General features: G+C 58.1%; 17 protein-coding genes. 5 read left to right on the top strand and 12 right to left on the bottom strand.

Features of this window, described 5'->3' with window-relative positions; genetic code table 11:
• Window position 1: 1 nt before the first annotated feature.
• The 4 genes from AD669_RS13520 to AD669_RS28595 all read right to left on the bottom strand — a co-directional run bounded on the left by AD669_RS13520 (window position 2) and on the right by AD669_RS28595 (window position 5,173).
• On the bottom strand, window positions 2-2,401 hold the full coding sequence (locus tag AD669_RS13520) for an aldehyde dehydrogenase family protein (RefSeq protein WP_053120548.1): 2,400 nt from the start codon (window positions 2,399-2,401) through the stop codon (window positions 2-4).
• Between the two features lies 1 nt (window position 2,402).
• The gene (locus AD669_RS13515) at window positions 2,403-3,533 is read right to left on the bottom strand and encodes an acyl-protein synthase (RefSeq protein ID WP_053120546.1); all 1,131 of its coding nucleotides are present in this window, start codon (window positions 3,531-3,533) and stop codon (window positions 2,403-2,405) included.
• 10 nt (window positions 3,534-3,543) lie between these two features.
• On the bottom strand, window positions 3,544-4,791 hold the full coding sequence (locus tag AD669_RS13510; protein ID WP_053120544.1) for an MdfA family multidrug efflux MFS transporter: 1,248 nt from the start codon (window positions 4,789-4,791) through the stop codon (window positions 3,544-3,546).
• A gap of 241 nt (window positions 4,792-5,032) precedes the next feature.
• Window positions 5,033-5,173: a hypothetical protein gene (locus AD669_RS28595; protein WP_007918111.1), complete on the bottom strand. Its 141-nt coding sequence runs from the start codon at window positions 5,171-5,173 to the stop codon at window positions 5,033-5,035.
• 157 nt (window positions 5,174-5,330) lie between these two features.
• Between AD669_RS28595 and AD669_RS13505 the strand changes: the two genes are divergently transcribed.
• Window positions 5,331-5,519: a hypothetical protein gene (locus AD669_RS13505; RefSeq protein WP_053120542.1), complete on the top strand. Its 189-nt coding sequence runs from the start codon at window positions 5,331-5,333 to the stop codon at window positions 5,517-5,519.
• A gap of 18 nt (window positions 5,520-5,537) precedes the next feature.
• On the opposite strand, the gene AD669_RS13500 is transcribed toward AD669_RS13505, so the two are convergent.
• Entirely contained in the window at window positions 5,538-5,912 is a 375-nt protein-coding gene (locus tag AD669_RS13500) for a fe2+ zn2+ uptake regulation protein (RefSeq protein ID WP_053120540.1), read from the bottom strand.
• Between the two features lie 295 nt (window positions 5,913-6,207).
• On the opposite strand from AD669_RS13500, the gene AD669_RS13495 reads away from it, so the two are divergent.
• Window positions 6,208-8,553 (top strand): acylase, encoded by a 2,346-nt coding sequence (locus AD669_RS13495; RefSeq protein ID WP_053120538.1) that lies wholly within the window; start codon window positions 6,208-6,210, stop codon window positions 8,551-8,553.
• Window positions 8,554-8,610: 57 nt separating this feature from the next.
• On the opposite strand, the gene AD669_RS13490 is transcribed toward AD669_RS13495, so the two are convergent.
• Window positions 8,611-9,615, bottom strand: coding sequence for a FecR family protein (locus AD669_RS13490; RefSeq protein ID WP_053120536.1), 1,005 nt, complete (start codon window positions 9,613-9,615; stop codon window positions 8,611-8,613).
• 153 nt (window positions 9,616-9,768) lie between these two features.
• Between AD669_RS13490 and AD669_RS13485 the strand changes: the two genes are divergently transcribed.
• Window positions 9,769-10,038, top strand: coding sequence for a PepSY domain-containing protein (locus AD669_RS13485; protein WP_053120534.1), 270 nt, complete (start codon window positions 9,769-9,771; stop codon window positions 10,036-10,038).
• 58 nt (window positions 10,039-10,096) lie between these two features.
• On the opposite strand, the gene AD669_RS13480 is transcribed toward AD669_RS13485, so the two are convergent.
• Window positions 10,097-14,851 (bottom strand): dermonecrotic toxin domain-containing protein, encoded by a 4,755-nt coding sequence (locus AD669_RS13480; protein WP_053120532.1) that lies wholly within the window; start codon window positions 14,849-14,851, stop codon window positions 10,097-10,099.
• A gap of 231 nt (window positions 14,852-15,082) precedes the next feature.
• On the opposite strand from AD669_RS13480, the gene AD669_RS13475 reads away from it, so the two are divergent.
• A complete protein-coding gene (locus tag AD669_RS13475; RefSeq protein WP_053120531.1) occupies window positions 15,083-16,123 on the top strand; it encodes an Ldh family oxidoreductase in 1,041 nt (346 codons plus the stop codon).
• 328 nt (window positions 16,124-16,451) lie between these two features.
• On the top strand, window positions 16,452-18,008 hold the full coding sequence (locus AD669_RS13470; RefSeq protein WP_053120530.1) for a TerC family protein: 1,557 nt from the start codon (window positions 16,452-16,454) through the stop codon (window positions 18,006-18,008).
• A gap of 106 nt (window positions 18,009-18,114) precedes the next feature.
• Here AD669_RS13470 and AD669_RS13465 read toward each other — a convergent pair whose 3' ends face one another.
• From AD669_RS13465 to wecB, 5 genes are read right to left on the bottom strand one after another with little or no spacing between them, the layout of a single operon-like run.
• Window positions 18,115-19,191 carry a GGDEF domain-containing protein gene (locus tag AD669_RS13465; protein WP_053120527.1) on the bottom strand — a complete coding sequence of 359 codons (1,077 nt, stop codon included), beginning with the start codon at window positions 19,189-19,191 and terminating at the stop codon, window positions 18,115-18,117.
• Window positions 19,175-20,053, bottom strand: a complete 879-nt coding sequence (locus AD669_RS13460; protein ID WP_053120526.1) for a DUF4434 family protein — start codon at window positions 20,051-20,053, stop codon at window positions 19,175-19,177. Before AD669_RS13460 ends, AD669_RS13465 begins: the two co-directional genes overlap by 17 nt.
• Complete coding sequence (locus AD669_RS13455; RefSeq protein WP_053120524.1) at window positions 20,053-23,214, bottom strand: hypothetical protein; 3,162 nt, start codon at window positions 23,212-23,214, stop codon at window positions 20,053-20,055. The genes AD669_RS13460 and AD669_RS13455 overlap by 1 nt, the downstream gene beginning before the upstream one ends.
• Window positions 23,211-25,382 (bottom strand): cyclic di-3',5'-guanylate-activated glycosyltransferase NrfB, encoded by a 2,172-nt coding sequence (gene nrfB / locus AD669_RS13450; RefSeq protein ID WP_053120522.1) that lies wholly within the window; start codon window positions 25,380-25,382, stop codon window positions 23,211-23,213. Before nrfB ends, AD669_RS13455 begins: the two co-directional genes overlap by 4 nt.
• Window positions 25,379-26,533 carry a non-hydrolyzing UDP-N-acetylglucosamine 2-epimerase gene (gene wecB / locus AD669_RS13445; RefSeq protein ID WP_053120520.1) on the bottom strand — a complete coding sequence of 385 codons (1,155 nt, stop codon included), beginning with the start codon at window positions 26,531-26,533 and terminating at the stop codon, window positions 25,379-25,381. The genes nrfB and wecB overlap by 4 nt, the downstream gene beginning before the upstream one ends.
• Between the last annotated feature and the right edge of the window lie 54 nt (window positions 26,534-26,587).

Here is a 26,587-nt window from a genome sequence, read left to right as displayed (position 1 = left end):
GTTAACGCCGTGAGTCGATGAATATCGGCGTCTTGCCGCTGTGTTTGTGGCGAGTGAAGTGTTCGACGGAACAAGCTTCAACTTCGAGCACCAACAATCCGCTCTGCACGACGGTCGCGAGCGTCAAATAGCTGGCCAGGCGGGTCAGGGCCTCCTCTGATGAGAGTTCCGAGCGCAGGTGCATGCGTTCGACGCCGTCGGGTGCGTGGTCAAGCAACAGTTGGAAAGGGCTTTGCAGGCGCTCGGCCAATTCGCTCAGGGAAATGAAATCGGTGCCGATACGAATCAGTTTTCCGTGGCGTTGCATCAGTTCGAAACGCGGCGAGAGCAGCCCGCAAGCACAATGCCCGGGCACCCAGCGACCACTGTCGCCGATGTCATAACGCTCGACGAACTGGCCCTCCCGGGCGGTTGAGGTAAAGATCAGTCGGCCGACGCCATCACCGCTCACCGCGACGTCGTCATCGAACCCGATAATTTCCAGGTGCTGGATATCGCTTAGCAGATGGAACACGCCATCGCCGGTCGCCTGGCATGCGTGGCCCAGCGGGCCTGCGTCAACGCTGCCGTAAATGGCCGAACGGATGAGGGAAACGCCGCAACTTTGCAGCAGATCGCGACTTTGCTCACTGACGTGCTCACCTCCGAGAAAGACTTTTTCGATGTTGCCGTACGCTTGCAGTCGCTCTTTCTCTTTAAGGAACAAGCGGTGCAGGGTGCTCGGCATGCCAATCAGCACGTTGACGCGTTGATCGACGATCAGTTGCGCGATTTCAGCGTATTCATCATCGGCGGGGGCACCCATCGGCAGGTGGCTAACGTCGAGCAGCTCAAGCACTTTGGCGAAGCTGAAGAACCCCCCGTACAACCCGCCACTGAAGAACAGATTCATGACCCGGTCACGGCGCGGATCCAGACCAGCCGCAAATAGTCCATCGGCCGTTGCACGCATCTGCCGCTCGAAGTCGCGGTAGCTGAAACCCGCCAACGCCGGCAGGCCGCTGCTGCCGCCGGAGCGAAAATACAGTTGCGCTGCCGGATTGATGGGCTGCGAGACGAAGGCGTCTTTAGTCATTATCGGCTGACCGTTGTGGACGGGCGCCAGTGGCAGTGGGTCAAGGGTTGCGTGGGTCGGCAGTGTGGTTGCGGACAGGCTGACCGACACTCGACGGCTAAGCCGTTGCAGCGCATAGACGCCGTCGTGGGGTTCGCCGTCATAGCCGTCGTGAATGGCATTGACCGGCGCCAGACGGGTGACGCCGGCGCTGATCAGCGTTTGCGTCAGCTCACTGATTTGGCTGTCCTCGCACACCAGCGCGCAGCTTTGCAGGACGTTTCGCCAATTCAGCAAGGTTTCACTGATTCGCGCGCGAGGCACCGGGAAGAGCAGCAAACTGCGAAACAACGGTGAGGGGCTCAATTGGCGGGTATGCGCCCAAATCACACGCCAGCCCGATCCGCTCCAGACGTGCCCCATCTGCCCGGCAAAACTCTGCGCCAAGCGGGTCATCTGCGTTTGGGTGGTGATTTGCGAGGCTTCTTGCAGCGTGGGCTGCAACGCTGGCCATTGCCCGGCGCGACGTTCAAAGGCCTCGGCCACTTTTTCACCGATGTCGCGCAGTGCCGCAGGGTCATCGCTGTCCACCAGCAGCCATTGCGGGCTGGAGCACGCCTGCTGATCCAGACGACAGACCTCATCGACCACGGCATCCAGCGCCTGCGCTGATGCCGCCTCCGGTGTCATGTAAACGAAGCTGATGCGATGTCCCCAATCGATCCAGCGGCAACCGGGCGGCAGCTGTTGGCGGATGGCCCGCAACGCGGACTCTCCACCCCAAGCGGCGACGCCGTTGGCCTTTTTGCACAGCTGACCGATGTGCGCAGTGGTCACCGGTAATACGGCGATGTAGCCGGCGAGTTGTCCGCTGGCATCGCATTGCACCAGCGCTTGAAGCAGACGCGCGGTCAATCCTTGGTCGCTGCTGCTGGGGCGCAGCCAATTGACGTTGCCGGCCAGCAAACCTTCAAGCACCGCGCAGAATGCCAGCAACGGCGCGTTGCCCGGCGTGATGTGCACGACCAGACCCAATGCGCGCCAGCTTTCGAAACGTGGCTGACGGTAATCAATACGCCGCAGTGAGGTTGATTGATCGCCGAGTTCGCGCGCAAGTTTGTGGCGTAAAGCATCGGCCTGGCAGAAGTTGATCAACGCTTGGCATTGCTCGGCGTCGAGCGCGAGTGTGCTGCCGTCGCGCAATTGTTCGGCGAACCGGATTGCTGCGCTGATCACCGTTTCTGCGCGCAAGGGCATGCTCAAGCGCTGTGGCAGATCCGCATAAAGAGTGTGCAGTGCGTCATCGAGGCTACGTTGGGGATTCAGCTGTCCATTAATCAAAAACATGTCAGTGATCCCCCAGCAGTTCGGCGGCGGCCATGGCGCAACTGCGTCCGGCACTGGTGCCGGCGCGGCCATGCAGTTCAAACCAGTCACTTTCCAGGCCGCAGTTGCAGCTTTCGCCGGGGTGTAACGTGGCCAGGTCACTCATCACTACCGCATGCGCAGGACTCGACGAGATGTAGGGCGAGACGAATCCCAACAGGCCTGGCCGGCCATAGGGCAACACGCGAAAGTCACCGGGATCGCGTATGTAGACGCGTGAATACACCGGCACATGAAAGTGATGCTCAGCGCATTCTACGTAAGGCACTGCGTGCTCGACGGCTCCATAACCATCGCGACAATTCGACGGCTCAATCCCCAGTTGCCGGTGGATTTGCGCATATAACTGCGCTTTTGGGATTTCCTGCGCGGCCTGGGTTTTCCAGCCACCCCCGAAAAACACCAGCGAATTCGGCGGTAACTGTAAATCCGCCACACCGGTCGCCTGCATTCGCTGCAGGGCCTGCCAGAGAAATGCGGGAAAGCCGAATATCCTCACCGGCACGCCTTCTTCAGCGAAGGATTGCAGAGCAGCGATCACACCAAATACATCGAACTGATGACCGTCGCCCGTATTGCGAAGGGCGTAGATCACGCGATTTTTTGGCGCAAAACGGCAGAGAAACTGATCGGTGTAAGCGGTCCCCAAGGTAATGCGATCTTTTGGCTCGTAGCTCAGAAGCAGGTAGTTGCATGGGGTTTCGGGAGTGTTCCAGCCGTAATGATCGAATATTCGTTCGACCATGAACTGGGCGCCAGCCATGCTGCGTGTGTCATAGCGCATACGGCTTTGTTCGCCGCTGGTGCCCGAGGACGTCAGTTCCAGTGCGTGCTCACCGGTGCTGCTGAGCAGCAGGTGACGCTTGAAAAAACTGGCGAAGATCGGCGGCAATGTTGACCAGTCGTCCAGGCTGTCGAGGTCATGCACATTTATTCCATGACTGTTCAGCCAGTGCTCGTAACCGGGGGTGTGCCGGCAATGAAAACGACTGGTCTCGGCCATGGCTTGATCGAACAGTCCTGCGGGGGCCGAGTCCCGACAATAGGGCTGCGGCAACGCGCACAGCGCGTCGCTATAGGGCAGATGAGTCATCAATAATCCTTTATTGAGGTGGAGGTGGCGCGGTTTTCGCGCCTTGTAAAAAACCGTAGAGAAAAGGCAAACACAGCAGGCCGCCGAAGGCTGACCAGAGTGCGAAGAATTCAATGTGTGAGCCACCGCCGCCAGCAGCAATCAGCGAGCCGCCGATGCCCATCACGGTGATCGAAATCATGCCGATCATGGCGGACACCAGCCCTTTGCTGTCATCACTGGCAAAGAGTGCCATTCGATACAAAGCGGCATTGCTCATGCCCAATCCGATGGCGTACAGCGCCAGGCTGGCAATCACCGGGGTGAGGGTTGTGCCGATCACTGCGCACACGCCCAGAGCCAGCAATCCAAGACTGAAAGGCCAGAGTGCCAGGCCTATCAATTCGGGTATCGAGTGCGTCAGTAATAAACGATCAAGCATCAGGTTGCCGACGATAACTGCTGAGAAAATCGGGATTTGCCAAAGGCCATATTCAACCGACGTCAGGCCCAGCAGCTGGATCAGTAACAAGGGGGCAAGGCCAATCCAGGCAATCAACGGCAGGCTCATCAGGCCTAGCGCCAGACTTGCAGCGAGGAACCTGCGATTGGCCAGCAGGGCCAGATAGCGCTGACGGGTCTGTCGCCAAGAGAAGGCCACCGGGCGTAGCGCCTGTCCGTCACGGCGCACAATGCCCACGGTTTCGGGCATGCAGATAAGTAGCCCGACCCAGACCACGCCAGCCGCCACTGCGAGCCCCAGAAAAAGCTCGCGCCAGTTCACCCATTCCAGCAGCAGGCTGCCCAGCAGCGGCCCGAGCAAGGGCGACAACAGCGCCACATTGCCGAGTAATGCCATCAGACGCACGGCGTCCGCCTCGCAGAAAACTTCCTGAAGGGCCGGATAACTGACGGCCACCACAAACCCCAAACCCATGCCCTGCAGCACGCGCAGCAGATTGAACATTTCGATGCTGTCGGTTATGAAGGCAACCGCGCAGGAAATACCAAACAGTGCGCAACCCAGCAGCAGCATCGGTCGCCGCCCGCATTGATCCGACAATGGCCCGATCAGCCATTGCAGGCAGACACCGCCAATCAGGTACAGATTGAAGGCGTTTGGCACGTGACGCACATCGGCATCCAGCTCCGTCACTACCGTCAGCATGGCCGGCATGATCATGTCGCTGGCCATGTAGGTCAGCAATTCAAACGCCATTATGGCCAGACAAAATCCGATGGCCTGTCGACGGTGGATCCTGATAAGTGTCCTCTGCATAAACATCCTTGTTTGCGAGTCGAAAAAGATTCTCAAATCCTAGGCGCGCGCCATCCGGTGGCCTAACGGTTTGCTGCGACATTAGATTTCAAATGCTTGCGGCTTGTTTAAGCGCTGGACTGGCGGATCGGCGCACACAAAAATGCCCGCTTGAATGCGGGCATTGTGTGCAGTGGATCGGCTGGGTGATTTCCCTGTCGCGTTCATTCAGAGAAGCGCGGGCAGGGCGAACAATCCTGTTCTAGCGATGTTGATAATAACCAGGGCCACCCTGGTAGTAACGATGGTGATCGTCGTGCCAGCCGCCGTGGGGGAAGATGATGCAGCCACTCAAGGTCAGCAGGGCAAGAACGGGAATCAGCCAGGTGATTCGACGCAGCATTTCAAAAATCCTCATGGTTACGCCGTCATGAAGCCAAAACTCTTCATCGGCTGTAACATGAGACCCCGATTGCAGCGGCGCATCCCCGTGAAACGGTAAGCGCATGGCATGCAAACAGATACAAACCGGATACATTTCAAAGTTTCAGGAAACCGCAATGACCCATAAGCAACGTTTGATTTATTCGATTCTGATTGCCGTGTCGGTACTGGCGATCATGCTCGGCCTGTCCTGGGCGCAAAACGCCGGGATGATCACTGAAAAGATGTTTCAGTACATTGCCATCGCCGTGGCGGTGATCGTGGTGATTATCAACGCCGTGATGCGCCGCAAGGTCAAATCCTGACGGCGATCGCTGTACGGGTTACTCGTTGAGGACGGCCGCAGCTTGTGGATGCAGGCTGTAACTCTTGTCGGCGTTGAAGGTGATGACACCTTCGGCGCACAGTCGTTTGAGGACTTCGCGGACACTGAGAAATGACAGCGGAATGTCCAGATCCAGCAATTGGCTGTGGACACCGCGAACGCCCAGACGACGTTCGCTTTGTGCCGCGACCAGCAGGGCGTCGATGACTTTCAGGCGGATCAGACTGGTGCGCAGACCAAAACTTTTCAGTAGCAGGCGGATCCGTTCGTTGCCGTGACGGTCGGCACGCTGCCCGAAATCGCTCGCCAGGGAGCTCATGGAAGCCCCTTGTGGCGCCTGGCTACCGTCCGATGGTAGTTGCGAGTTGTACATGCGATTACTCCTTTGCAGGGCCAGATCGGGAAAGGTTTTTGTGCTCTCTCTAAACAAGACGAATCAGCACGAGAAATCATGAAAGAAAAAATGTAGAAATTTTGTCGGAAATTCGTCTTTTCTCCGTAATTACGGCTTCAGATCGCTGTTCGGCGGCCTAAATTTTTTTTCTCGGCTTCGTTACTTGCAAAGGCTCATTGCGCGTGGACGCGTGGGTGTTTTCAGAGCGGAGCCGATGCCCGTCCTTTCAGGCCAGGCACGCCTGCGCTCTTCGGCATTTCGATCAGGAGCGAGCGTGATTATTTCCAGGCAGTTAATTGGACTGACCCTTGCCGGTATGGCTTTCGGGCTAAGTTTTTCCGCCCATGCACTCAGTCCCGCCACTGAGGCCAGCGCCGATATTCGGCGTACCGCTTTTGGCGTGCCGCACATTCGCGCTGACAACGAACGCGGTTTGGGTTTTGGCATCGGCTACGCCTACGCGCAAGACAACCTCTGTCTGCTGGCCAACGAGATCGTCACGGTCAACGGTCAGCGCTCACGCTATTTCGGCCCGGATCAGTTCACCGTGGAAGAGCGCGAGAATCGCGTCAGCGATGTGTTTTTCAATTGGCTGAACACGCCTGAAGCGGTCAATGGTTTTTGGCAGGCACAGACTTCCCAAGTGCAGGATCTGGTCGAAGGTTATGCCGCCGGCTACAACAAATATCTTGCCGAACGTCGCCAGCAAGGCCTGCCGCAGCAATGCCAAGGCGAATGGGTGCGCGACATTGCCGCTGAAGATTTGGTCAAGTTGACGCGGCGTCTGCTGGTTGAAGGTGGCGTTGGTCAATTCGCCGAAGCACTGGCGGGTGCGACACCGCCACAGGCCGCTGCCCGGATCGAGCACGATCATCACGCTTATCAAATGGCCGACGTGCGCCAGCAACGTTTCGCCTTGGATCGCGGCAGTAACGCGGTGGCCGTTGGCAGCGAACGTTCATTTAATGGTCGCGGCATGTTGCTGGCCAACCCCCATTTTCCTTGGGTCGGCGGCATGCGCTTTTATCAGATGCACCTGACCATTCCCGGCAAGCTCGACGTTATGGGAGCTGCGCTGCCGGGCCTGCCAATGATCAACATCGGTTTCAACCAGCACTTGGCGTGGACGCACACGGTTGACTCTTCGAAACACTTCACGCTCTACCGCCTGCAACTCGATCCAAAAGATCCGACGCACTACATGCTTGATGGCAAATCACTGCCAATGAGCAAGCAGACCGTAACGGTGCAGGTCAAGCAGGCGGACGGCCAGGTCGTGGCGGTATCGCGAGACATTTACAGCTCGCAGTTCGGCCCGGTGGTGCAGTGGCCGGGCAAGCTCGATTGGGATAATCAATACGCGTACAGTTTGCGCGACGCCAACCTTGAGAACGATCGCGTACTCAAACAGTGGTACGCAATGAATCAGGCTGCCAGCCTCAAGGATTTGCAGGATTCGGTGCACAAAATTCAAGGCATTCCCTGGGTCAACACCCTGGCCGTGGATGACAAGGGACAGACGCTATACATGAACCTGTCGGTGGTGCCCAACGTCAGTGCCGACAAACTGGCCAAATGCAGCGATCCGCGCATCGGTTTGCAGATGATCATTCTGGACGGCTCGAACAGCGCTTGCGCTTGGGACATCGATCCGGCAGCCGCGCAGAAAGGTATTTTTGCCTCCAGCCAGTTGCCGCAATTACTGCGCAAGGATTTCGTACAGCATTCCAATGATTCCGCCTGGCTGGCGAATCCGGCGCAACCCTTGACCGGGTTCTCGCCGCTGATCAGTCAGGAGGGTCAACCGTTGGGGCTGCGCTCGCGCTTCGCCCTGAATCGTCTCGCCAGCCTGAACAAAAACGCTACCCTGGCGGTGAAGGATCTCCAGCACATGGTTATGGACGACCAGGTGTATCTGGCGGGTCAGGTTGTGCCGGATCTGCTGAAATTCTGCGCCAATGAAACAGGTACTGACGCTGCTGCGCTGAAACCGCTGTGTGCCAGCCTGAAAGCGTGGGACGGCCGGGCCAATCTGGATTCGGGTCTGGGCCTGGTGCACTTCCAGAATATCATCCAAGCCTTGCAAGAATCTCCGGATATCTGGCGGGTGGCGTTCGATCCAAAGGATGCGCAAAACACGCCACGTGGTCTGGCTATTGAGCAGCCAGCGGTGGCCAAAGCGCTTCGCGAGGCCATGTTGGCGTCGGTCGCCTTGAGCGCAAAAATGGGCCTCAAGTCTGACGCTCGCTGGGGTGATATTCAGGTGGTCAGCAGTGGCGGGCAACAGACGCCGATTCATGGCGGGCCGGGTACTTTGGGGATCTATAACGCGATTCAGAGCGTACCGCGTGAGGACGGCAAACTGGAAGTGGTCAGCGGCACCAGCTACCTGCAAGTGGTCACGTTCGATGAAAAGGGCCCGCACGCGCAAGGACTGTTGGCGTTCTCGTTGTCCAGTGATCCGGCATCGAAGTATTCGCGGGATCAGACTGAAGCGTTCTCGAAGAAACAGTGGAGCGTCCTGCCGTTTACCGAACAGCAGATTCAGGCGGATCCGCAGTATCAGGTACAGACAATCCGCGAAGCACTGGATAAGACTGGAAAAGTGGCAGCGCAGTAAAAACGGCTATTTGCCCACGTTAAAAATGGAGGCCGCATCCCGCAAGGGGCGCGGCCTTCAGCTTTTTGGCGGTTGTTGTGGCAGCGCGTTGATCACCGGGTCGCCATCCTTGTTGCGCGACAGATAGACCGGCAGCACTTTAGGCAGGGTGCTTGGCAGATTGTGCATCTCTTTGATGTTGTAAATGCCCCCCACGCGAATCGCACCGGTCGCGTTATCGTTGAGCATCAAAGGTTTGTCCAGATAGCGATTGATCAGCGGCAGTGCGTCGTTGAGCGACAGATTGTCGAGCACCAGTTTGCCGCTACGCCAGGCCAAAGCGCTGTCGTTGGGGTAGGTCTGGCTGATCTGCGGCATGTAATCACCATGCTTGTAGCGAGCCTGCATCGACGGCCCGAGACGCAAACCATCACCCGACAGTGCGGTGTTGCTGGTCACCAGCACTGAACCTTCAATCAGGTTGACCCGCACCTGGTCTTCATACATCCAGACGTTGAATCGTGTGCCCGTTACACGAATCCTGCCTTCCCCTGCACGCACGACAAACGGGTGGCTCAGGTCATGGCTGACGGTGAAGAACGCTTCACCTTTTTCCAGGGTGACGCGGCGCTCGTCCTTGTAATTACTGAAGGTCAGCTCGGTGTTCAGATTCAGTTCGAGCTGGCTGCCATCACCCAGCGTGACCTGACGTACGTTGTCGGTGGCGGCGAAATGCTGATAGCTGTTGGGCAACCAGCCAAGGTTCCAGCCAGCGACTGCAGCCAGCGGTAATGCGACGGCGCAAACACCAGCGGCTACCGCGTAGTGTCGCCACGAGCGTGACGGCGCGCGGCTGATCGGCACGACAACGTCAACTTCGGGGCGCGGCAGATGTTCGGCAACGTCCCAGATTTCCAGCATCGCTTCATATTCGAACGCATGCAGCGGGTGAGCATCGAGCCATTGTTCGAACGCGCGTCGCTCTTCGTCCGTGCAATCAGCCGCGTGCACACGCATGCACCAATGCGCGGCGGCATCGGTGATCGCATCGTATTCGGCTTCCGAGAGAGTGTCTTGGGTCATTGACTCGTCCTGATTTCGCACATTCTAACCTTGACGATCAGTTGCCGAGAACATCCGTCATGGCAATTACCCATCAAAGTGGAACTTATTTTTCCCTTGGGCGCCCAAAAAAACAGGACACCCTCGCGCACTATCCACAAATGGAGTGAAAAAATGATCAAAAGAACTTTTGCCGCCCTGATTGCCACCGCCAGCTTGCTCAGCGCTGGCGCCGCGCTGGCAGACAAGCCCGGTGCAGGCTGGATCACCATTGAGAAAGCCATCGAAATCGTCAAAACCAAAGCCGGTTACGTAGAGGTTTACGAAATCGAAGCCGACAACAACGGTTACTGGAAAGGCGAAGGGCGTAAAGCCGACGGCGTTGTGTACGAGTTCCGCATCGACGGTGCTTCGGGCAATGTCTTGCGGGATCAGAAAGACTGACGTCACAGTTCTTTGTCTCAATCATGCGCAGGCCTGGCCTGCGCATTTTTTTGCCTGATTACGGCGAAGTTGCTGGCACCGGATCCAGTTGCCGGCCCATCTCGCCGATCAAAAAAGCAATCGAGTCGGCATTGCGCAAAATAGTCTCAATGCGCGGATGTGGCGTTTGTTGATCGAGGAAGGCATTGCGTGCGTCGTTCAGCGTGGGGCTCAGCGTGGCGTCGAGTATCTGTCGGCTGACGTGGGTCATGTCAGGCAGTTGATCGAAGCCAATCCAGGCTTGTTGCTTATTGCTCCAGCGCGAAAACAGCTCTTGTCGCGGAGTGGCCAACGACAGCGCTTCACGCTGGAACGTCTGCTGAGTGTTTTTCATCGCGATGCCTTGGCCGGTAAGGGTCTCGATCAAATCGCTGAAGGGCCGGCGGGCTTCCAGCGAGGCAATGTCTACGGCGTTGCAGATTTGATGGGCGAATTCATGAATCAGCACGGACGCCTGGGCATGCCCGTCGACATTAAAGGGTTCGGTCAGAGAAGATTTGTACCAGTCCAGTTGCTGGGAGAAGAATTTTTCGGTGAAGTGCACCTTGCGTTGCTCATCCTCATCCAGGACGAAGGCAATCAGGTTGGCGCCGGGGTATTTGTTCGAACCAATGACGAATCGGTCGGTGTTCATCAAGTCCTCACTCGGATCTACCAGCGCCGTGCACACCGGGACGATCGCCTGTTTTATTTTGTTGATCAGCGTGTCGTCGATCTGACTCACATCAAAGAACTGCTTGAGGAAGCGATCGAGTCGGGTGCCGACCGGTGCACTGCGCAGTTGTGCCAGATTATGCAAACTGTTGAATGCGTAATAGCGGGCCATATCGATGGCCTGCACCAGCATCCGCGCTTTGTCCGGGTGTTTGCTGCGGATGGCCTCCATGCCGAGTGCCTCGATGTTCAGTACCAGCCGGCGTTCGCGGTCGGCGGCGAAGCGGTTGTACATCTTGGACATCGCCTTGCCGTAATGGACGGTGTGCCGGTCAGGGTCGAGAATCAGCTGAGTGCCGATTTTTATGAGCGATGGCCCGTGGGTCTGCTCATTCAGCAACTGCCAAACCGGGCCGGGTTTTTCGACGCGATAAACCTTACCCGCGACAGCCGCGTAGGTGCGCTTGTCCGTGGTGTTGAAGTAAGTACCGGTGTCGAGTTGGTGGCTGAGGTCTTTCAGGGCAACTGCGTTGCTTTCAAAAGGGTGCAGTTCGGTGCGCGATGGTGCGGTGGGTTTAATCCGATCAAGGTGCGGTGCCGCCGGCACTGATTCCTCGGGCACGCCCGTCGATTCTGCAGACGCCTCGATCGACAAGCGTCCCATGCTGACCATTTGCAGTGCGCCTGCAATAAATGCGTGTAGCGCGCGATTCCAATGGTGATCCTGTAAATCCTCTGCCGATTCCTTGAAGTCCTTGTAGCTTCGCCACAGAAAGGAGAGGTAGGCGAGCTTGCCCGGGAGGATGGTGGAAATCAGTTTGATACCCCCACTGAAGAGTTTTTTTGCAGCTTCCCAATCAGACTGCGCGGTACTTTTCAATTGGCTCGCGAGCAGGTGGGGCAGCAGCGAAGTGTTGTCGTCGTAGAGATGGTGCAGAATATTGCCGGTGAGCGGACTCATCGCCAATGTCATTTCACTGACTTCGCCAATGCTCGAGTGCAGCAGTCCGTGCAGGGACGCTTGCTGGTTTTCGGGTGCGCGTCGAATAAGCTGATTTTGCAGGCTACCCGGTGTATTCAGCGCGGCGATCAGGTCGCTGTCTGTTGCAAACTCTCGAAACACCTCCTCGTCATAGGGTGCATAGAGCACTCGCAGACTATCGTTTGCGCCGATGACATACATGCCTGGTATTTCAACGGGTATAGCTCGTGGCGTCTTGATCAGCGACAACGGGGAAATAGTTGCGTGTGCGCCTTCTACGGTTGCGCGGGCCTTGCCGTCCGGCATGTCCAGAACTTGCGTTACCAGGTTGAAAGCTTTGTCAGACAAGCGTTGCTGCAGCTTCAGAGCATGCGCGTGTTGCAACAATTGCCAAGGTAGCTGGCGGAGAAAACGCTGTTTGCGAACGTCTTGCGCGAGGGCATCAGTAACGGTTTTTGCGTAGGCGCTCGGAATCTTCAGCGACGCCAGCATTTTTTTGACGACGGATTGATCGAGTCCTGGCGGTAGGGCTCGACTGGTTTTCGAGGCCACGCTGAAGCCGGTGCCCTGGGCGATATTGATGTGATTGAGCGCGAACTCGGGCAGGCTTTGCGCAGGTCCGGCGAGCGCCAGACTGGGCTTGATTTCTATTCGTTGCGGCTCAAGGTGGCTGCCGGAGAATTGCGCGTCGAGCAAAGTTTTCAGCGTTGCCTCTACGTAGTTCGACAGAGAAGGAATGCCGTGCAGATAATCCTTGTCGTCCGTCACGCTATTGCGCCACTGCTCCAATAACTCGAAGTGCAGCTGTTGCTCGGCAAGCGGCGCCATGCCTAGCCAGGCCGGCAGCAATTGCTGCTGCCTGATGGCTTGGGCAACATCCGCGGCGCGTTGCAAGTTGGTTTCCAGCGGTGCTTTGCTGAGCAAAGACAGAGCCTTTGTCAGTCGAGCGGAATCCTTCAGGCGTACACGTAATTGTTCGCAACGAGCCAGATAGTGATCAATGGCCGATTGCATGCAGGTCTCCAGCACATTGCCCTCGATCAGTTGCAACGAGCCTAACGAATACCGGCGGTGGAGCAGTTGTTGTGACGGACGAAGGTTTTCCAACAGAGGAAGCCGTTGAACGCTGTCGAGAAGCCGGAAGTTCAGCGCTTGTCGGGCGCGGAGGATGTCGTCAAACGCTTCCAGTCCCCAGGCAGGTGTCCACAAGATCACGCGTCCGGAGTGTTCTGTATCGAGACCGCCGCGTTCCGTCAGCAACACACATTGATCGAGGGGCAGTGGTTTTGTCTCTCCGGAGCAATTCACTGTCAGCGACCATGCATCGGGGCGAAAGCCATTCAGTGGACGACGGTTGCTGCGTGTCGGCTGGTCGGCATCAAAAACGGTATCGACTATCGCCCTCTGTGCTTTCTGGAGCGTGCCGTAAATCACCCGCATGCGCGCTTCGCCACAAATACCTACGAACAGGGCATGGGCCAGCCTCGGTTTCATTTGCTCAAGGTAATTGCGCTGCGACGTTGCTGGCGTGAGGGGTTGCGCCGCGAACTCGACAACGATGGGCGCTTTGACGTCGGCGAATGACTTGATTGCCAGTCTGGTTTTGTCGGCTAATACCCACGAAGGCTGTTCGCGCCCGAACAATGCCGGGCGGGTACTCCAGCGCTCGTCGGCGTCGAAGTTCAGTAACTGCTCGTGGAGCATCGTGCGAATGTCCAGCGCCTTGTCGGCCAGCGCATGTATGTCAACGGCACCATCGCTGTGGCGAAACACCTGCAAGGCGTAATCAATGTTCTGCCGTTGTTTGGTGATGATCAACTCGAACAGCACTTTGAAGATCTCGCCGGAAACGATTTCCCCTGTCACTTGCGGGCGGTCGTAGCCGATGAAACGGTTGCGTTCCTCCAGATTCAACAGGCCGTACAGTTCATCTTCGTGTCCGACGCTCCTGAATTTCCTCAGCAAGGTCTCCTTGAGATCGAGGTAGTCCTTGAGCACCTGCAAGCCCTGTGTAGGGGTGTAGAGATAAGCGTGGTCGTGGCTGATCATCAACGAGCCCGCCAGCTCCACGTAATTGGCCTGGTATTCCCACATCCGCACCGTTTCGATGGTCGGCAGCCGAGAGGCGGAAGGCAGCGGCTCGATCATTTGGTGCAGCGTGACGAATTGCGCGGCACCGATAATATTGGTTTCGCGTTTGAGCAGCAGTTCGGCCCGTGCCTGATCATCCAGCGCTTGAGCGAAAAAGTCGCGACGGGTAGAGCCGTCGGCGCAAGGGGCCTGCCAGTAAGCTTCGAGTTGCGCAAACAACAACGCGGCCAATTTTCTTGAAGCGCTGAGTACGGCGTTCTCCCAGAGCGCTTCATCCCCGGATCGCGGCGTCATGGCCGGGTTGGAAAATTCGTGCAACTGGCCGGCCGGCCAGCATTGATTGCGGTAATACATCAACACGGCGTCGTTCAGGCTCATGGAGTCCAGCCAGTGTCGGGTTTGATCGTTGTCGGGATTGAGATAAAAACTCACACGTGTAAGGCGATGTTGCAGGCCGGGAAAAGCGTTTCCAAGCAATCCATCCATGACCTGTTCAAGCAATGCGTTGAGTGAGGGTAACTGTTGCAACTCGACAAGCATGGCTTCAGCGTTCACGCGTTGCGCCTGTCGAATCAAGGCCTGCTGATCATCGAATACATCGCCAGAAATGGTTTCGAAGGTGACCCGGATGGCCGCTGAATCCAGTAGGCGTTTGCGCCGGGATATCGGTAAAAAAGCCAACAACCGTTCGGCGTCGCCGGAGGAATTCAGGCGTTTTTCCAATTGCTCGACGAGATCGACGCGACTGTAGTGTTTTTTGATGCCTTCGTAAGGGGTGTAGAGAATCTCGCCGCGGTCGTTCGGTGTGGCGCCAAGAATAAAACTGCCCACCAAGGGTTCGGCGGGGGATTCGTCAGTGTTGAGTAAGATGCGCTGGGCCAGCATCGGCGGCACTTGTTCACTGCGCAACGCCTGAGTAGCCAGTTCAATATGGGCCAGCCAGTCGAAATCCTTGCTCGACAAACCGTGGGTTCGGCCCAACTCAGCCCAGAGGCCGGGAGACTTCAAGGTTTCTGGAAACAACAACGGGGAAAAAGGTGCGGACATGCGCGAGTCTCGACAGGGCGCATCGGTAGCGCCGGAAGATAGAGTCGCTAGGTTATGGGGCGAAAGAGGGATGCGTGCGGTACATAGTTACCGCACACACAGCTTGATAATGTGCCAGTCTGTGACGCCGTTGCCCTCGGCAAGGGTTGACACGCTGCCTTGCAGGCGTGATTAATCGATTCGCGAATTCGTACGCTGTTGTTCCCTCCAATAATTAATCTGGAGCTTCAGATGTCTGCGCCATCCGATCATGTGTCTGCTGCTGTTTTATCCACGCTGTCGCTCGAAGAACTGACGCAACTGCTTGAAACGATTTTTTTGCGCCACGGCACCTCTGCGCAGGTCGCTCGATCACTGGCCGCTAACTGTGCCGGCGCCGAGCGTGACGGGGCGCACAGTCACGGCGTGTTCCGTATCCCCGGTTATGTGTCGACCCTGCAAAGTGGCTGGGTCAACGGGCAGGCTGTGCCGCTGGTGGAGGATGTCGCTGCCGGATTTGTGCGGGTTGATGCCGGTAACGGGTTTGCCCAGCCAGCGTTGGCGGCGGCCCGTCCGCTACTGATTGAGAAAGCACGCAGCGCCGGGATCGCGGCGCTGGCGATCCGCAATTCCCATCACTTCGCGGCACTGTGGCCGGACGTTGAGCCGTTCGCCGAGGAGGGCCTGGTCGCCCTGAGCGTGGTTAACAGCATGACGTGCGTGGTGCCGCACGGCGCCGATCGACCATTGTTCGGTACCAATCCGATTGCGTTCGCTGCGCCGCAGGCCGGGGCCGCGCCGATCGTCTTCGATCTGGCCACCAGTGCCATTGCGCACGGCGACGTGCAGATTGCCGCGCGCAACGGTGAGCGCCTGCCGCCGGGAATGGGCGTCGATAGCCTTGGTCAGCCGACGCAAGATCCCAAAGCCATTCTGGAAGGTGGCGCGCTGTTGCCGTTTGGCGGGCACAAGGGCTCGGCGCTGTCGATGATGGTCGAGTTGCTCGCGGCGGCACTCACCGGTGGAAACTTCTCGTTCGAGTTCGACTGGAAGAATCATCCCGGCGCGAAAACGCCATGGACCGGTCAGTTGCTGATCGTGATTGATCCCTCCAAGGCGTCGGGCCAGAGTTTTGCCGAGCGCAGCCATGAACTGGTGCGGCAAATGCACGGCGTCGGGCTCAAGCGTCTGCCGGGTGATCGTCGGCATTTGCAACGTGAGAAGTCGCTCAAGTACGGCATTGCCCTGGAGACACACACTTTGGAACAGCTGCAGCGGCTGGCCGGACACTAGGTTTATCATTGGACTCCATCGGCTGCCGGAGAGGCTTCGGCAGCCCATCAAAGCTGTGCTTTACAGATTTTGAAATAATTTGCGACTGGGGAAAGGCCCGCTTCTGCCTGTACGCTTCAAGGCCTTTTTCCTTTCAGGATTTGCATGAACACCCTCTCGGAGCCTCCCAGTTATCCGTTTCCCATGCGCCACGGCGCGGTCTTGACGCACTCGCAGCATCCGGTTTTCCGACACCCGACTATCGTAGACAACGCAGCTTCAGAGCTATCGCGTTGCACTTCGCCGTGTCCGGCAGCCTGAATTTACTGAAGAGAGATCGAGATATTTTATGGAATGGTTAGCGGATCCCACGGCCTGGTTAGGCTTGTTGACTTTGATCGTGCTGGAACTGGTGCTCGGCATCGACAACCTGGTGTTCATCGCGATTCTGGCGGATAAACTGCCGCCGCATCAGCGTGACCGCGCGCGAATCATCGGCCTGTCGCTGGCGTTGATCATGCGCCTGGGCCTGTTGGCGAGTATTTCCTGGCTGGTGACCCTGACGCAGCCGCTGTTCGAGGTATTCGACAAGAGTTTCTCCGGTCGCGACCTGATCATGTTGTTTGGTGGTGTGTTCCTGTTGTTCAAGGCAACCATGGAGTTGCACGAACGGCTGGAAGGTCATGTCGGCGAGCGCATCTCTAACACCGCGTATGCGCTGTTCTGGCCGATCGTCGCGCAGATCGTGGTGCTCGACGCCGTGTTCTCGCTGGACGCGGTGATTACCGCTGTCGGCATGGTCGATGAACTGGCGGTGATGATGATCGCGGTGATCATCTCCATCGGCCTGATGATTGTTGCGAGCAAGCCGCTGACACGTTTCGTCAATGCGCACCCGACGGTGATCATGTTGTGTCTGGGCTTCTTGATGATGATCGGTTTCGCCCTGACCGCCGAAGGCCTGGGTTTCCACATCCCGAAAGGCTATCTGTACGCAGCCATCGGCTTCTCGATTCTGATTGAAGTGTTCAACCAGATTGCCCGTGCCCGTCGCAAACGCTCGATGCAGGGTTTGCGTCCGATGCGTGAGCGCACGGCCCACGCGGTCATGCGTCTGCTGGGCGGACGCAAACTGGCAGTGGAGGAAGTGGGCGAGGAGATTTCCGACCTGCTCGACAACGGCGAAGCGCCGAGTACGGAACTGTTCGACCGCCGCGAGCGCGTGATGATCAGCGGCGTTCTGCAATTGGCTGAACGTCCGATTCGTGCCCTGATGACTGTGCGCGCCGATGTCGACTACATCGACCTGGCCGACGACGCCGAAGCGATTCGTACACGATTGATGCATTCGTCCTACTCGCGATTGCCGTTGATTCGCGATGGCGCGGTGGATGAGCCGCTGGGCTTCGTGCACAAGAAAGAATTGCTCAAAGAGTATCTGGCCGGTGAGGAGCCGAATCTGGAGCACCTGGCGCGCAAGTCGATCAATCTGCTCGAGAGCTATTCGATTCTCAACGCATTGGAGCAAATGCGTGCCGCGTCGACCCACATCGCGTTTGTGGTCAATGAATTCGGTGATTTTGTCGGTATCTTGACCATGACCGACATCCTTGAATCGATTGCCGGTGAATTACCCGACGCCAGTGAAGTTGAAGGCCCTGACGTGTTTGAAGAGCAGGGCGGGTTTATGGTCAGCGGTGCGCTGAACCTGACACGGGTGCGGCAGCGCACCGGGTTTGGCGCTGAGCCCACCGAGGATTATCAAACGCTGGCCGGTCTGGTAATGAGTTTGCTGGATCGCTTGCCGATGGTGGGCGATCGTCTGGAATACGAAGGCTGGCAGATGACGGTGGTGGCGGTTGAAGAGCGGCGGGTGACGCGGGTGTTGCTGATAAAAAATGACTGATTGATTCGCTGACGGTACTGGCCCCTTCGTGCTCCCACATTTGAAATGCATTTCAAGTGTGGGAGCGGGCTTGCTCGCGAAGTCGGTCTTAGAGATAACGCACTTATCAGCGATGAAAAGTGTAGCGATCCTTCCCCGAATGCTTTGATTCGTACAACGCATCATCCGCCTTGATCAACGCCTGAGTCAGGGTGTCGTGTTCTTCGACCCGGGTTACGCCGATGCTGATGGTCACCGGATACGTCGTCGGTTGTTCGCGCACGAGTCTGCACAATTCCCCGGCCAGTGCTTCGGCATCCTCCCGGCTAACATCGGTCAGATAAATCGCAAACTCCTCGCCACCCAATCGAGCAAAGTCATGCGCGTTCATCACCAATTTGATGTCAGCGGCAACGCGCTTGAGCACTTCATCGCCGATGTCGTGCCCATAGGTGTCATTCACTTTCTTGAAGTTGTCGATGTCGATCATCAATAAGTAATGATCGTGTTCGCGCGGAACCGTTTGCAGGTGTTTTTCCGCGAGGGTCATGAAGGAACGGCGGTTGGGGATTTCAGTGAGGGTATCGTTGTAGGCCTGATCCAGTAGCAACCGCGACATGATGTAGTTGTAGAGCTTGGCCTCGCGCAGTTTGAGAAAGGTGTAGATGGTCAGTGCACACAGAAACACGCTGTAGCAAGCCGTCATGACCCCTCGCAATTCGAAGAGGCTGATGCTGGTATTGATAAACGGGTTGAGCAACGACCAGATGATCAGTTGCACGACGAAAAACGCCACGCGACTTAAGGGCAGTACCGAGATGCTGTAGAGCATGCTGGCGGCGGCAAGCACCAGCCAGGAACTCTGCACAATGTCCGGTACACCGTAGACAATGAGCCGGACGCCAACAGTGAGACCGAGCACGAAGAGCACGGTCAGCACATCAAAATGACGCGCCTTGCGGGTAAACCCAAGCACGACGGTCAGAATCGAAAACAGCAATAGGAAAACCATTGAACGCCAGGTGAAGCCCTGGCCGCCGAGGAAGCTGACGATCAGATCAAACACCAGCCACATGAACGTGCTAGTGAGGAAGATCAACACGCTGAACCGGTGGAGGCGCTCGAATTCGTGCTGGACGAACTCGGCGCGCACTGCCGCCGGCGCGGTTTTTTTCAGCACTTCGTCTTCAATGATTTTGTACATCGATACCCTGATGTTTGCGCTGGTTGTCGAGGATCACCTGGCCCCATGGGCGGTAACGCAGGGAAAATACGGCGTTTGGATGACAACCGGTAGATGTCACGTCAGGTGCGCTGGGCTCGGCACGAAATGGCTGGCCATCGCGGCTGACCTGCCTGAACGCCTCACGCACGATACCTACCGAGCAGGGTAGTTCGCCGGCATAACCGGTGCGTACCAACGGGGCCAGGCGCCCGGTACCCGCACCGTCCTGCCACCAGACCTGAATTCCGGCAGCCGCCAGATCGCCCAACCACTTTCCATTGACCGAAGGCGCGAGTTTGCCGGCACTGAATGCGCTGATGTGCAGCGGAGCATCCAGTTTGCCCGCCAGATCCGTCAGTTGGCGTTGCAACGTCGCCCGGCGTTCTGCGGCGAGAAAGTGCAAGTCGTCGAGCTCCAGTGGCAGGTACCAACCCGTTACCGGCAACTTCCAGTCCTTGCGCAGCTTTTGCTGCTGCGCCAGTGTCTGGCCCAATTGCGCCTGCCAGTAAGTGGCGAGGCCGGCGCTGTCGAGTTCATCGATGCGCTGGTAGTAGGCCGGATCCATTTTCAACCCGAGTACCAGCTGCAAGCCTTGCCGCTGCGCCAGTTTCAAACTGTTGGCGAGCCAGCCATTGGCACCACCGAAGTCTGAGTCACCATACGCAGTCCATTGCACGATCAGCGTCCGCGTGCCTTGCTTTGCGCTGTCTTGCCAGATTTTTTGCCATTGCGTCTGGCTGAGACTGGCATCGACATTAAGCGGTTGATAGAACACACGCTCATCAGCACGCACAGCGACGGCGCTAAGCAACAAGCAGAAAAACATTATCCAGCGAGCCATCAGAAATTCCACTCCACGCCCAGCAGCACACCGTTGCCGCCTTCATACAAATTGCCGCCCAGCGACTGTTGATATTCGGTACGCACCGTCAGTTTCGAGCGGTAGGCGTTGTAGCGGTCATCGTCGTACCACCATTGCCAGCGCAAACCGACACCGGTGCGCAAATCCTGACGCCAGTCGTTGCTCGGATCCTGGCTGGCGAATTCAAGAAATCCGTACGGCATGATCGTTTGTGCGCCATTGAACGGCAGTTTCCACGTATGACCTTGCTGGAAACGCGATAACCATTGGTGATCCCCGGCCTTGGTCCACCAGGCGGCGTCGAGGTAGAGGAAGCGTTCATCCCATTCACTTTCGTCGACGCGCCAATCGTTGCGGTACTTGCCCTGATCAAGGAACGAGGCGGTGGCGCGTAGCAGGTAGTCGGTGCTGGTGTGGCCATCTTTGCGATGGTCGTCGAGCTGATCCGAGAGCTTGTCTGGATTGATCAACTGGCCGAGGCTCAGGCCGTGATTATCCTTGTCGTCGAACTGGCTCTGTTTATAGATTTCGCCGTAGAAGTTGATGTTCTGCGTGCCCCACGGTTTGTAGCGCAAGCCAACACCGGCGGCGACGGACTCAGCGTAGCTGGAGCGACTTTGTCCGCCCATCAGCACGCGGCCATAGACCGACAGCGAACTGCCGGCTCGGCTCGGTTCTTCACCGAGGGCGTGATCCCACATGGCCACTTGTACGTTCTGCGAGTTGGGGCTGCGGCGTGAGCCTTTGCTGTCGTCGTCACGCAGAAAGTCGTTGGTTGAAACCCCAGCCGGCGACCAAGTACTGGCAATCGTGAAGTTATCCCGCCGGGACAAGGCCTCATGAGCACGGCGTTGACGATAGCGACGAGCCTCCATACTGCCGTCTTCATCGTCCGCCGCAACCGGGTTCTGTTCGAGGTCTATCACGCGACGCAGTTCTTTACGCGCGGAGGCGCTGTCCTCGACTTCGTCGTAGCGCCAGGCCAGGGTTTCGCCCAGACGATAATCCTCTGGGAAGTCGCGGGTCGCCTGTTGCAGATAGGGGATTGCCCTGGCGCGCTCTTCGCGGGTTTGTGCGCCCGACAAACGCATGCCGTAATCGGCGCGGTAGCGTGGGTTTTTCGGATCGCGGCGCACGGCTTCGGCCAGCCATGCGGTGCTTTGTGACAAATCACCGGCCTTTTGTGCGGTGACCGAGGCGGCATAAAAGTGCCCGGCATCCGGTGCTTTCAATAAGGCCTGGCGTTGGCGTTCCAGCGCCTGTACATGCGCGCCGCGAGCATCGGCAATCGCCGCGCCCAGCGCCCATTCGTTAGCCCCGCGAGTGTTGCTCTGTTGCCAGAAACGCTCGGCGGTTTGGGCGTCGCCGGCATTCAGCGCACTGCGGCTGGCGGTCAGACGTGCGTTGTCTGTGAGCTCCGCAGCGGGGATGCTGCGCCATATCGCCAAGGCACCGGCGGAATCGCCGGCAGCTTCGAGCGCATAGGCCAAAGGCAAACGACTGCTGCGGTCTCCAAGTTTCTCGGCTTGCTGGTAATAAACGACGGCTTCGCCGGGTCGATCGGGCATCGCACAACGGCCGAGGGCGCGGAAGTCGCCAATTGCTTGGGGGTGACTGCCGATGGCCTGCTGCACGACATCGCACTGACCTTTTTCTGCCAGTTGTGCGAGCAATTGCCCGCGAGTGGCGCCGTCGACACGACCGATCAACGAAGCCATGCGTTGCTGCTGGGCCGGCGTGATCTCTGTCAAAGAGGCGTAGATCCCGGCGAGACGCTGCAGCGCGGTGGCCGGCAGACGTCCGCCATGACGGTCGTAAGCGTTTTCCAGCAATTGCTGTGCGTGCGCGCGATCGCCGCTATTGAACGCGAGAAAACTGGCCTGATTCAGCGAGGCCAGATCGCCGGTCTGGCGGTAATGGTATTCCCACAAGGTCTGTTCTTCAGTGCGGCGCCCCATGCGCTGCGCCAGCTCCGCGCGGCGTTTGACCACCGCAGGGGTTTGCGTCTGACCGGCGAGCCAGACCATGACCTTGCTGCTCTCACCCTGTTCCTGCCAGACATAGAGCAGTTGCGCTTGCCGCTGGCTGTCCCAGGGCTGCGGCAGTTGGGTACTTTGCAACAGGTCGGTGGCTTGCAGACGTTGCGCCAGAACCAGCCAGGCCTGGGGATCATCTGTTGGCTGACAACCACGCAGTTGCACCCGTGCAGCTTCCGGATCGTGCCGCGACAGCCAGTCGACGGTTTCCAGGCAAGGGCGCTGCAAGTCGTTGCTGAGACGCTGGACAGTCGGCACATCATCAGTCTGCCGCGCCAGCTCCCACAGCCGCTGACGTTGTACCGGATCGGCCAGATCCGACGCCGGCAATGATTGCAGCCAGCGCTGAGCCTGCTGATCGTGGCCCATGGCGATGGCGCGATCGACCATCGCCAGTCGAACTTTGCGCGCCGCTTCAGGGCTTGGCGCCTGTTGCAGCAGTTGTTGCAGCGGTTGCTCATCAAGGCGTTGCACGTAGGCATTGGCCAGCCGTTGCCAGCCTTCGGTATCGAGTTGTTGACGCGCCGCCAGCGGCGCGAGTTCTTCGATGGTGCCGCTCCAGTCACGCAATTGCTCGGACCAGTTCGAGCGCGCCAGACGCAGAATATTGTCGTCACCCTTGGGCGCCAAATGTGCCAGCCAGTCGTGGGCTTTGGCGGCACCGCCGAATTTGGCCAGACTCAAGCTGTAGGCCTGCCACAACCGCACACGGTCGTTGAGGCTGCTGGTGGCCATCCATTGTTCGACTTGAGTGCTGGTCGGTGGATCCTGTTCGATCCAGGTCAGGCGCAAATCGAGAACTGCCTCGCTGTTATCGTTCGGCAACGCTTGAACGGCGTCCTGATAGCGCCGCTGTTTGGCCAGCGACTCGACCAACATTGCACGCGCCTCATCGTTTTTCGGCACCTTTTCCAGCAAGTGCCGCATCAGCCGTTCGACTTCTTTCCAGTTACCTTTTTTCGCCTCGCGGTAACTGCGATCCATATAGGGATAGCTGCGGAACTGTTCGAACTCGCTCAATGGTGCGGCTTGCAGTGGGTACGCGGTACTCAAACCAAGCAACAGGCTCCCCATCATCAGGGAATGACGGTAAACAGGCTTCATGCGACCTCCCGGACAATGCGGTAAGCCGCTTGCTGTTCACTCGTCTGATCCGCCAGCGCCTGTTCGAGTACTTCGCGGGTGATCATGCCGCGGTCGATCAGGTGCTCGCCAAGCGACATGTTTTCCGCATCGAAATCAATCAGCGCTTGATTGAACAGAGTGGGCGGCACCATGCCGCGAACCTGCAACAGGTTGCCCAGCAACACCTGATGGCGGCTGACGCGTTCCAGCAAGGCTTCATCGTCCTGATGACGTTCAAGCACTTGGAGCATATGACGCACTTCCTCATTCTGACGGGGGCTGGCGTACCAGTAACGAATCCCCAGAGTCACACGGCCTTGCGGTGCCAGACGGCTACGCACCGGACGCTTTAATTGTCGGCTGATAGCGCCGAGAGAGACCTGACTGACCGGGCCTTCGGAGGCGAGCACCAGTGTTTCGCCTTCCTCGGCCACGGGCAGAACGCCGTAGTGCGAGGCGATGCGGCGCGGCAAGGCATCAATCAGGCGCTTATCGAGTTTGAACGGGTTGAGTGGCGCCCATTCCAGATCAAGCTGCTCGGCCAGTGCCTGCACCAGTTGCGTGCTGTCGATGTACCCACGCAGTAACAATTCTCGACCGAGTCGGCGACGAACCGGACTGGTGATGGCGGCTTCCAGTTGCTCTTCGGTGATCAAGCCTTTCTCGACCAGACGATGGCCCAGCGGTACGCGTTGTGCCTTGGTCAGCGCAGGGAATTCGTGGGTGGTCTTGTCCCAGGCCACGCGCCGCGAATCGCCCATTTCCATGACCTGGCGTAGCGCGCGGAGGTTGGCGAAGAAGTTGACGAAGTTGCTCCACATCATCCGTGGCGCCGACAGCAGGCCTTCAACCAGACCGTAATAGCGGGTCACGAACCAGCCGCGCTGGAACAGACGATTAAGCAGCATGAAACCGTTAAGCCAGAGCAGCACCGGCAGTAATGAACTGTCGGAAAGAATCGACGGGTAGCGCCAGGAGTCCGGAGAAATCACCGTGACCAACCACATGACCAGCAGCACTGCGAACAACAGATTGACCAGAAAGCTCAGCATGTAGGCGATCAGGCCGCGGCGATCGCGCCACAGGAAATAGTTGAGCAGGCCGGTGCTCCAGCCGAGGTTTTTGGTGCCCTGAAACACGATGCCGACAATCCAGCGCGATTTCTGCCGGATCGCGTGCTGCAAGTCGCGCGGGAAATGCTCACGGACGCAGATCACTTGGGAAAATTCGCGGTTCATGCCGAACGCCCACGGCTGCTCCAGCGCCAGTTTCGGATCGCTCACCGAGTAACGGGCGAAAATGCACTTCATGCCTTTTTGTTTGAGGCGGAAGCCGATGTCGTAGTCCTCGGTGAGACTCTGAACATCGAAGGCAATGCCGTCGCCGTCTTCGAGCAGGGCGCTGATCGCTTTGCGGCTGAAGCACGTACCGACACCCGCGCTCGGCACCTGACCGGTCAGGGCTTCGCGAACGATAACGTCCTTGCCGTGGTTTTCGGCGAACTCGTCGACATAGTGGCCGGCGGTGAAGCCTTTCCATTCCGGTGCGTACGGATAAACCGGGATCTGGATCAGATCCTTGTTGGGCAGCAGATAGTTGTAGAGGCGCAATTCCATCGGTGAAATCACGTCTTCGGCGTCATGCAGGATGAAGCCGGCGAACTGGATTTTCGCCTCGCTCTCGAAACGCAGAATGGCGTCGATGATGTTGTTCAGACAGTCGGCCTTGCTGGTCGGTCCGGGGCGGGCGCAAACCACTTTGTGCACGTTGGGATAGTGCTGGCAGACCGCATCGACATCCGCTTGGGTCTCGGCGTCGTTGGGGTAGGTGCCGACAAAAATCTGGTAGTTCTCGTAATCGATGGTCGAGGCCGCCAGGCGGGCCATTTCGCCGACCACACCGACTTCATTCCACGCCGGCACCATGATCGCCAGCGGTTTTTCGGCAATCGCGTACAGCCGCTGCTCGTCGGCGCGTTCGAATTTATCGTAGATCCGCCAGCGCCGGATCAGCTTGCGACCCCAGTACACAAGGTCGATGAACAGGTCATCGAGACCGAGGAAGAACATCAGCAGGGCGAGGGCAATCGCCACATATTTGAGACCAAACAGCACATACGCAAAAAAATCGACCCAACCCAGACTCATACCCCGTCACCCGCCGTCGAGCGAGCGCTCAACCAGGCGTGGAGGCGGGTGGCGATCAATTCGCTGGCGTGACCATCGCCGTAAGGAAAGTGCACCCGGCTCATGCGGGTGTAGGTCTCTTCGTCATCAAGCAACCGCGAAGCTTCGTTGATGATGCGTGCCTTGTCGGTGCCGACCAGCAGCATCGTGCCGCTTTCCAGTACGGAGGGGCGTTCGGTGACGTCGCGCAACACCAGCAATGGCTTGCCAATCGCCGGGGCTTCTTCCTGTACGCCGCCGGAATCCGTGAGGATGAAATGCGCACGGCCCATCAGCCAGACGAAATGCGGATAGTCCTGCGGTGCGATCAGGTAGATGTTGGGCGTGTTGGCGAGCATGCCGTAGACGACTTGCTGCACCAGTGGATTGAGGTGCACCGGGTAAACGAATTGCACGTCCGGGTAACGCGCGGCCAGTTCCGCCAGCGCCTCGCAGATGTGAGTGAAGCCATCGCCCAGGTTTTCCCGACGATGGCTGGTGACCAGGATCATTCGACGCTGATCATCGAGCTCGGCCAGCGGGGAGTCGGCGGCCGGTTGCCATTGCCTGTTTATCTGCTGTTCGCGCGTCCACAGCAATGCATCGATCACGGTGTTGCCGGTGATTTCGATGTTGTCTTGCGGGATGCCCTCACGCAGTAGATTGGCGGCGGCTTTAGAGGTGGAGGGGAAGTGCAGGTCGGCGATGACACCGGTCAAGCGCCGATTGGCTTCTTCCGGCCAAGGTGCGCGCAGATTGCCGGTACGCAGACCCGCTTCGACGTGGCCGATCGGCAGTTGTCGATTGAACGCGGCGAGGGCGGCGATAAAACTGGTGGTGGTATCGCCGTGTACCAGCACAATGTCGGGTTTGACCCGCTCGTAGGCTTGGTCGAGTTCTGCAAGCAGATGTTGCGACAGACCATTAAGGGTTTGGCCCTGGGTCATCACTTGCAGGTCTTCATCGACTGTCAGTTCAAAGGCGTCGAGCACCTGCGTGAGCATCTCGCGATGCTGGCCGGTGGAGCAGATGTTCAGTTGGATGTCCGGCCACTGACGCAGAACCCGAGCAAGCGGGGCCATTTTTATGGCCTCCGGGCGAGTACCGAAAACCATCATGACGTTGAAAGACATTGACCCCTCCTGGGACGTGGCAACGCTGTGACCAGATGGTCTGCAGCGTGTGTT

The sequence above is a fragment of the Pseudomonas sp. P1.31 genome, assembly GCF_001269815.1.
GTDB classification, from domain to species: Bacteria; Pseudomonadota; Gammaproteobacteria; order Pseudomonadales; family Pseudomonadaceae; genus Aquipseudomonas; species Aquipseudomonas rustica.
The sequence above is the reverse complement of the archived record's forward strand: the minus strand, read 5'-3'. Positions and strand labels throughout refer to the sequence as shown.

What these genes read in the sequence shown, in the direction of transcription:
- AD669_RS13490 (WP_053120536.1), bottom strand. Translation starts at nt 9,615, where the DNA reads ATGACCCAAGACACTCTCTCGGAAGCCGAATACGATGCGATCACCGAT.
- AD669_RS13510 (WP_053120544.1), bottom strand. Translation starts at nt 4,791, where the DNA reads ATGCAGAGGACACTTATCAGGATCCACCGTCGACAGGCCATCGGATTT.
- AD669_RS13460 (WP_053120526.1), bottom strand. Translation starts at nt 20,053, where the DNA reads ATGGCTCGCTGGATAATGTTTTTCTGCTTGTTGCTTAGCGCCGTCGCT.
- AD669_RS28595 (WP_007918111.1), bottom strand. Translation starts at nt 5,173, where the DNA reads ATGCTGCGTCGAATCACCTGGCTGATTCCCGTTCTTGCCCTGCTGACC.
- AD669_RS13470 (WP_053120530.1), top strand. Translation starts at nt 16,452, where the DNA reads ATGGAATGGTTAGCGGATCCCACGGCCTGGTTAGGCTTGTTGACTTTG.
- AD669_RS13515 (WP_053120546.1), bottom strand. Translation starts at nt 3,533, where the DNA reads ATGACTCATCTGCCCTATAGCGACGCGCTGTGCGCGTTGCCGCAGCCC.
- AD669_RS13500 (WP_053120540.1), bottom strand. Translation starts at nt 5,912, where the DNA reads ATGTACAACTCGCAACTACCATCGGACGGTAGCCAGGCGCCACAAGGG.
- nrfB (WP_053120522.1), bottom strand. Translation starts at nt 25,382, where the DNA reads ATGAGTCTGGGTTGGGTCGATTTTTTTGCGTATGTGCTGTTTGGTCTC.
- AD669_RS13505 (WP_053120542.1), top strand. Translation starts at nt 5,331, where the DNA reads ATGACCCATAAGCAACGTTTGATTTATTCGATTCTGATTGCCGTGTCG.
- AD669_RS13520 (WP_053120548.1), bottom strand. Translation starts at nt 2,401, where the DNA reads ATGTTTTTGATTAATGGACAGCTGAATCCCCAACGTAGCCTCGATGAC.
- AD669_RS13465 (WP_053120527.1), bottom strand. Translation starts at nt 19,191, where the DNA reads ATGTACAAAATCATTGAAGACGAAGTGCTGAAAAAAACCGCGCCGGCG.
- wecB (WP_053120520.1), bottom strand. Translation starts at nt 26,533, where the DNA reads ATGTCTTTCAACGTCATGATGGTTTTCGGTACTCGCCCGGAGGCCATA.
- AD669_RS13455 (WP_053120524.1), bottom strand. Translation starts at nt 23,214, where the DNA reads ATGAAGCCTGTTTACCGTCATTCCCTGATGATGGGGAGCCTGTTGCTT.
- AD669_RS13475 (WP_053120531.1), top strand. Translation starts at nt 15,083, where the DNA reads ATGTCTGCGCCATCCGATCATGTGTCTGCTGCTGTTTTATCCACGCTG.
- AD669_RS13480 (WP_053120532.1), bottom strand. Translation starts at nt 14,851, where the DNA reads ATGTCCGCACCTTTTTCCCCGTTGTTGTTTCCAGAAACCTTGAAGTCT.
- AD669_RS13485 (WP_053120534.1), top strand. Translation starts at nt 9,769, where the DNA reads ATGATCAAAAGAACTTTTGCCGCCCTGATTGCCACCGCCAGCTTGCTC.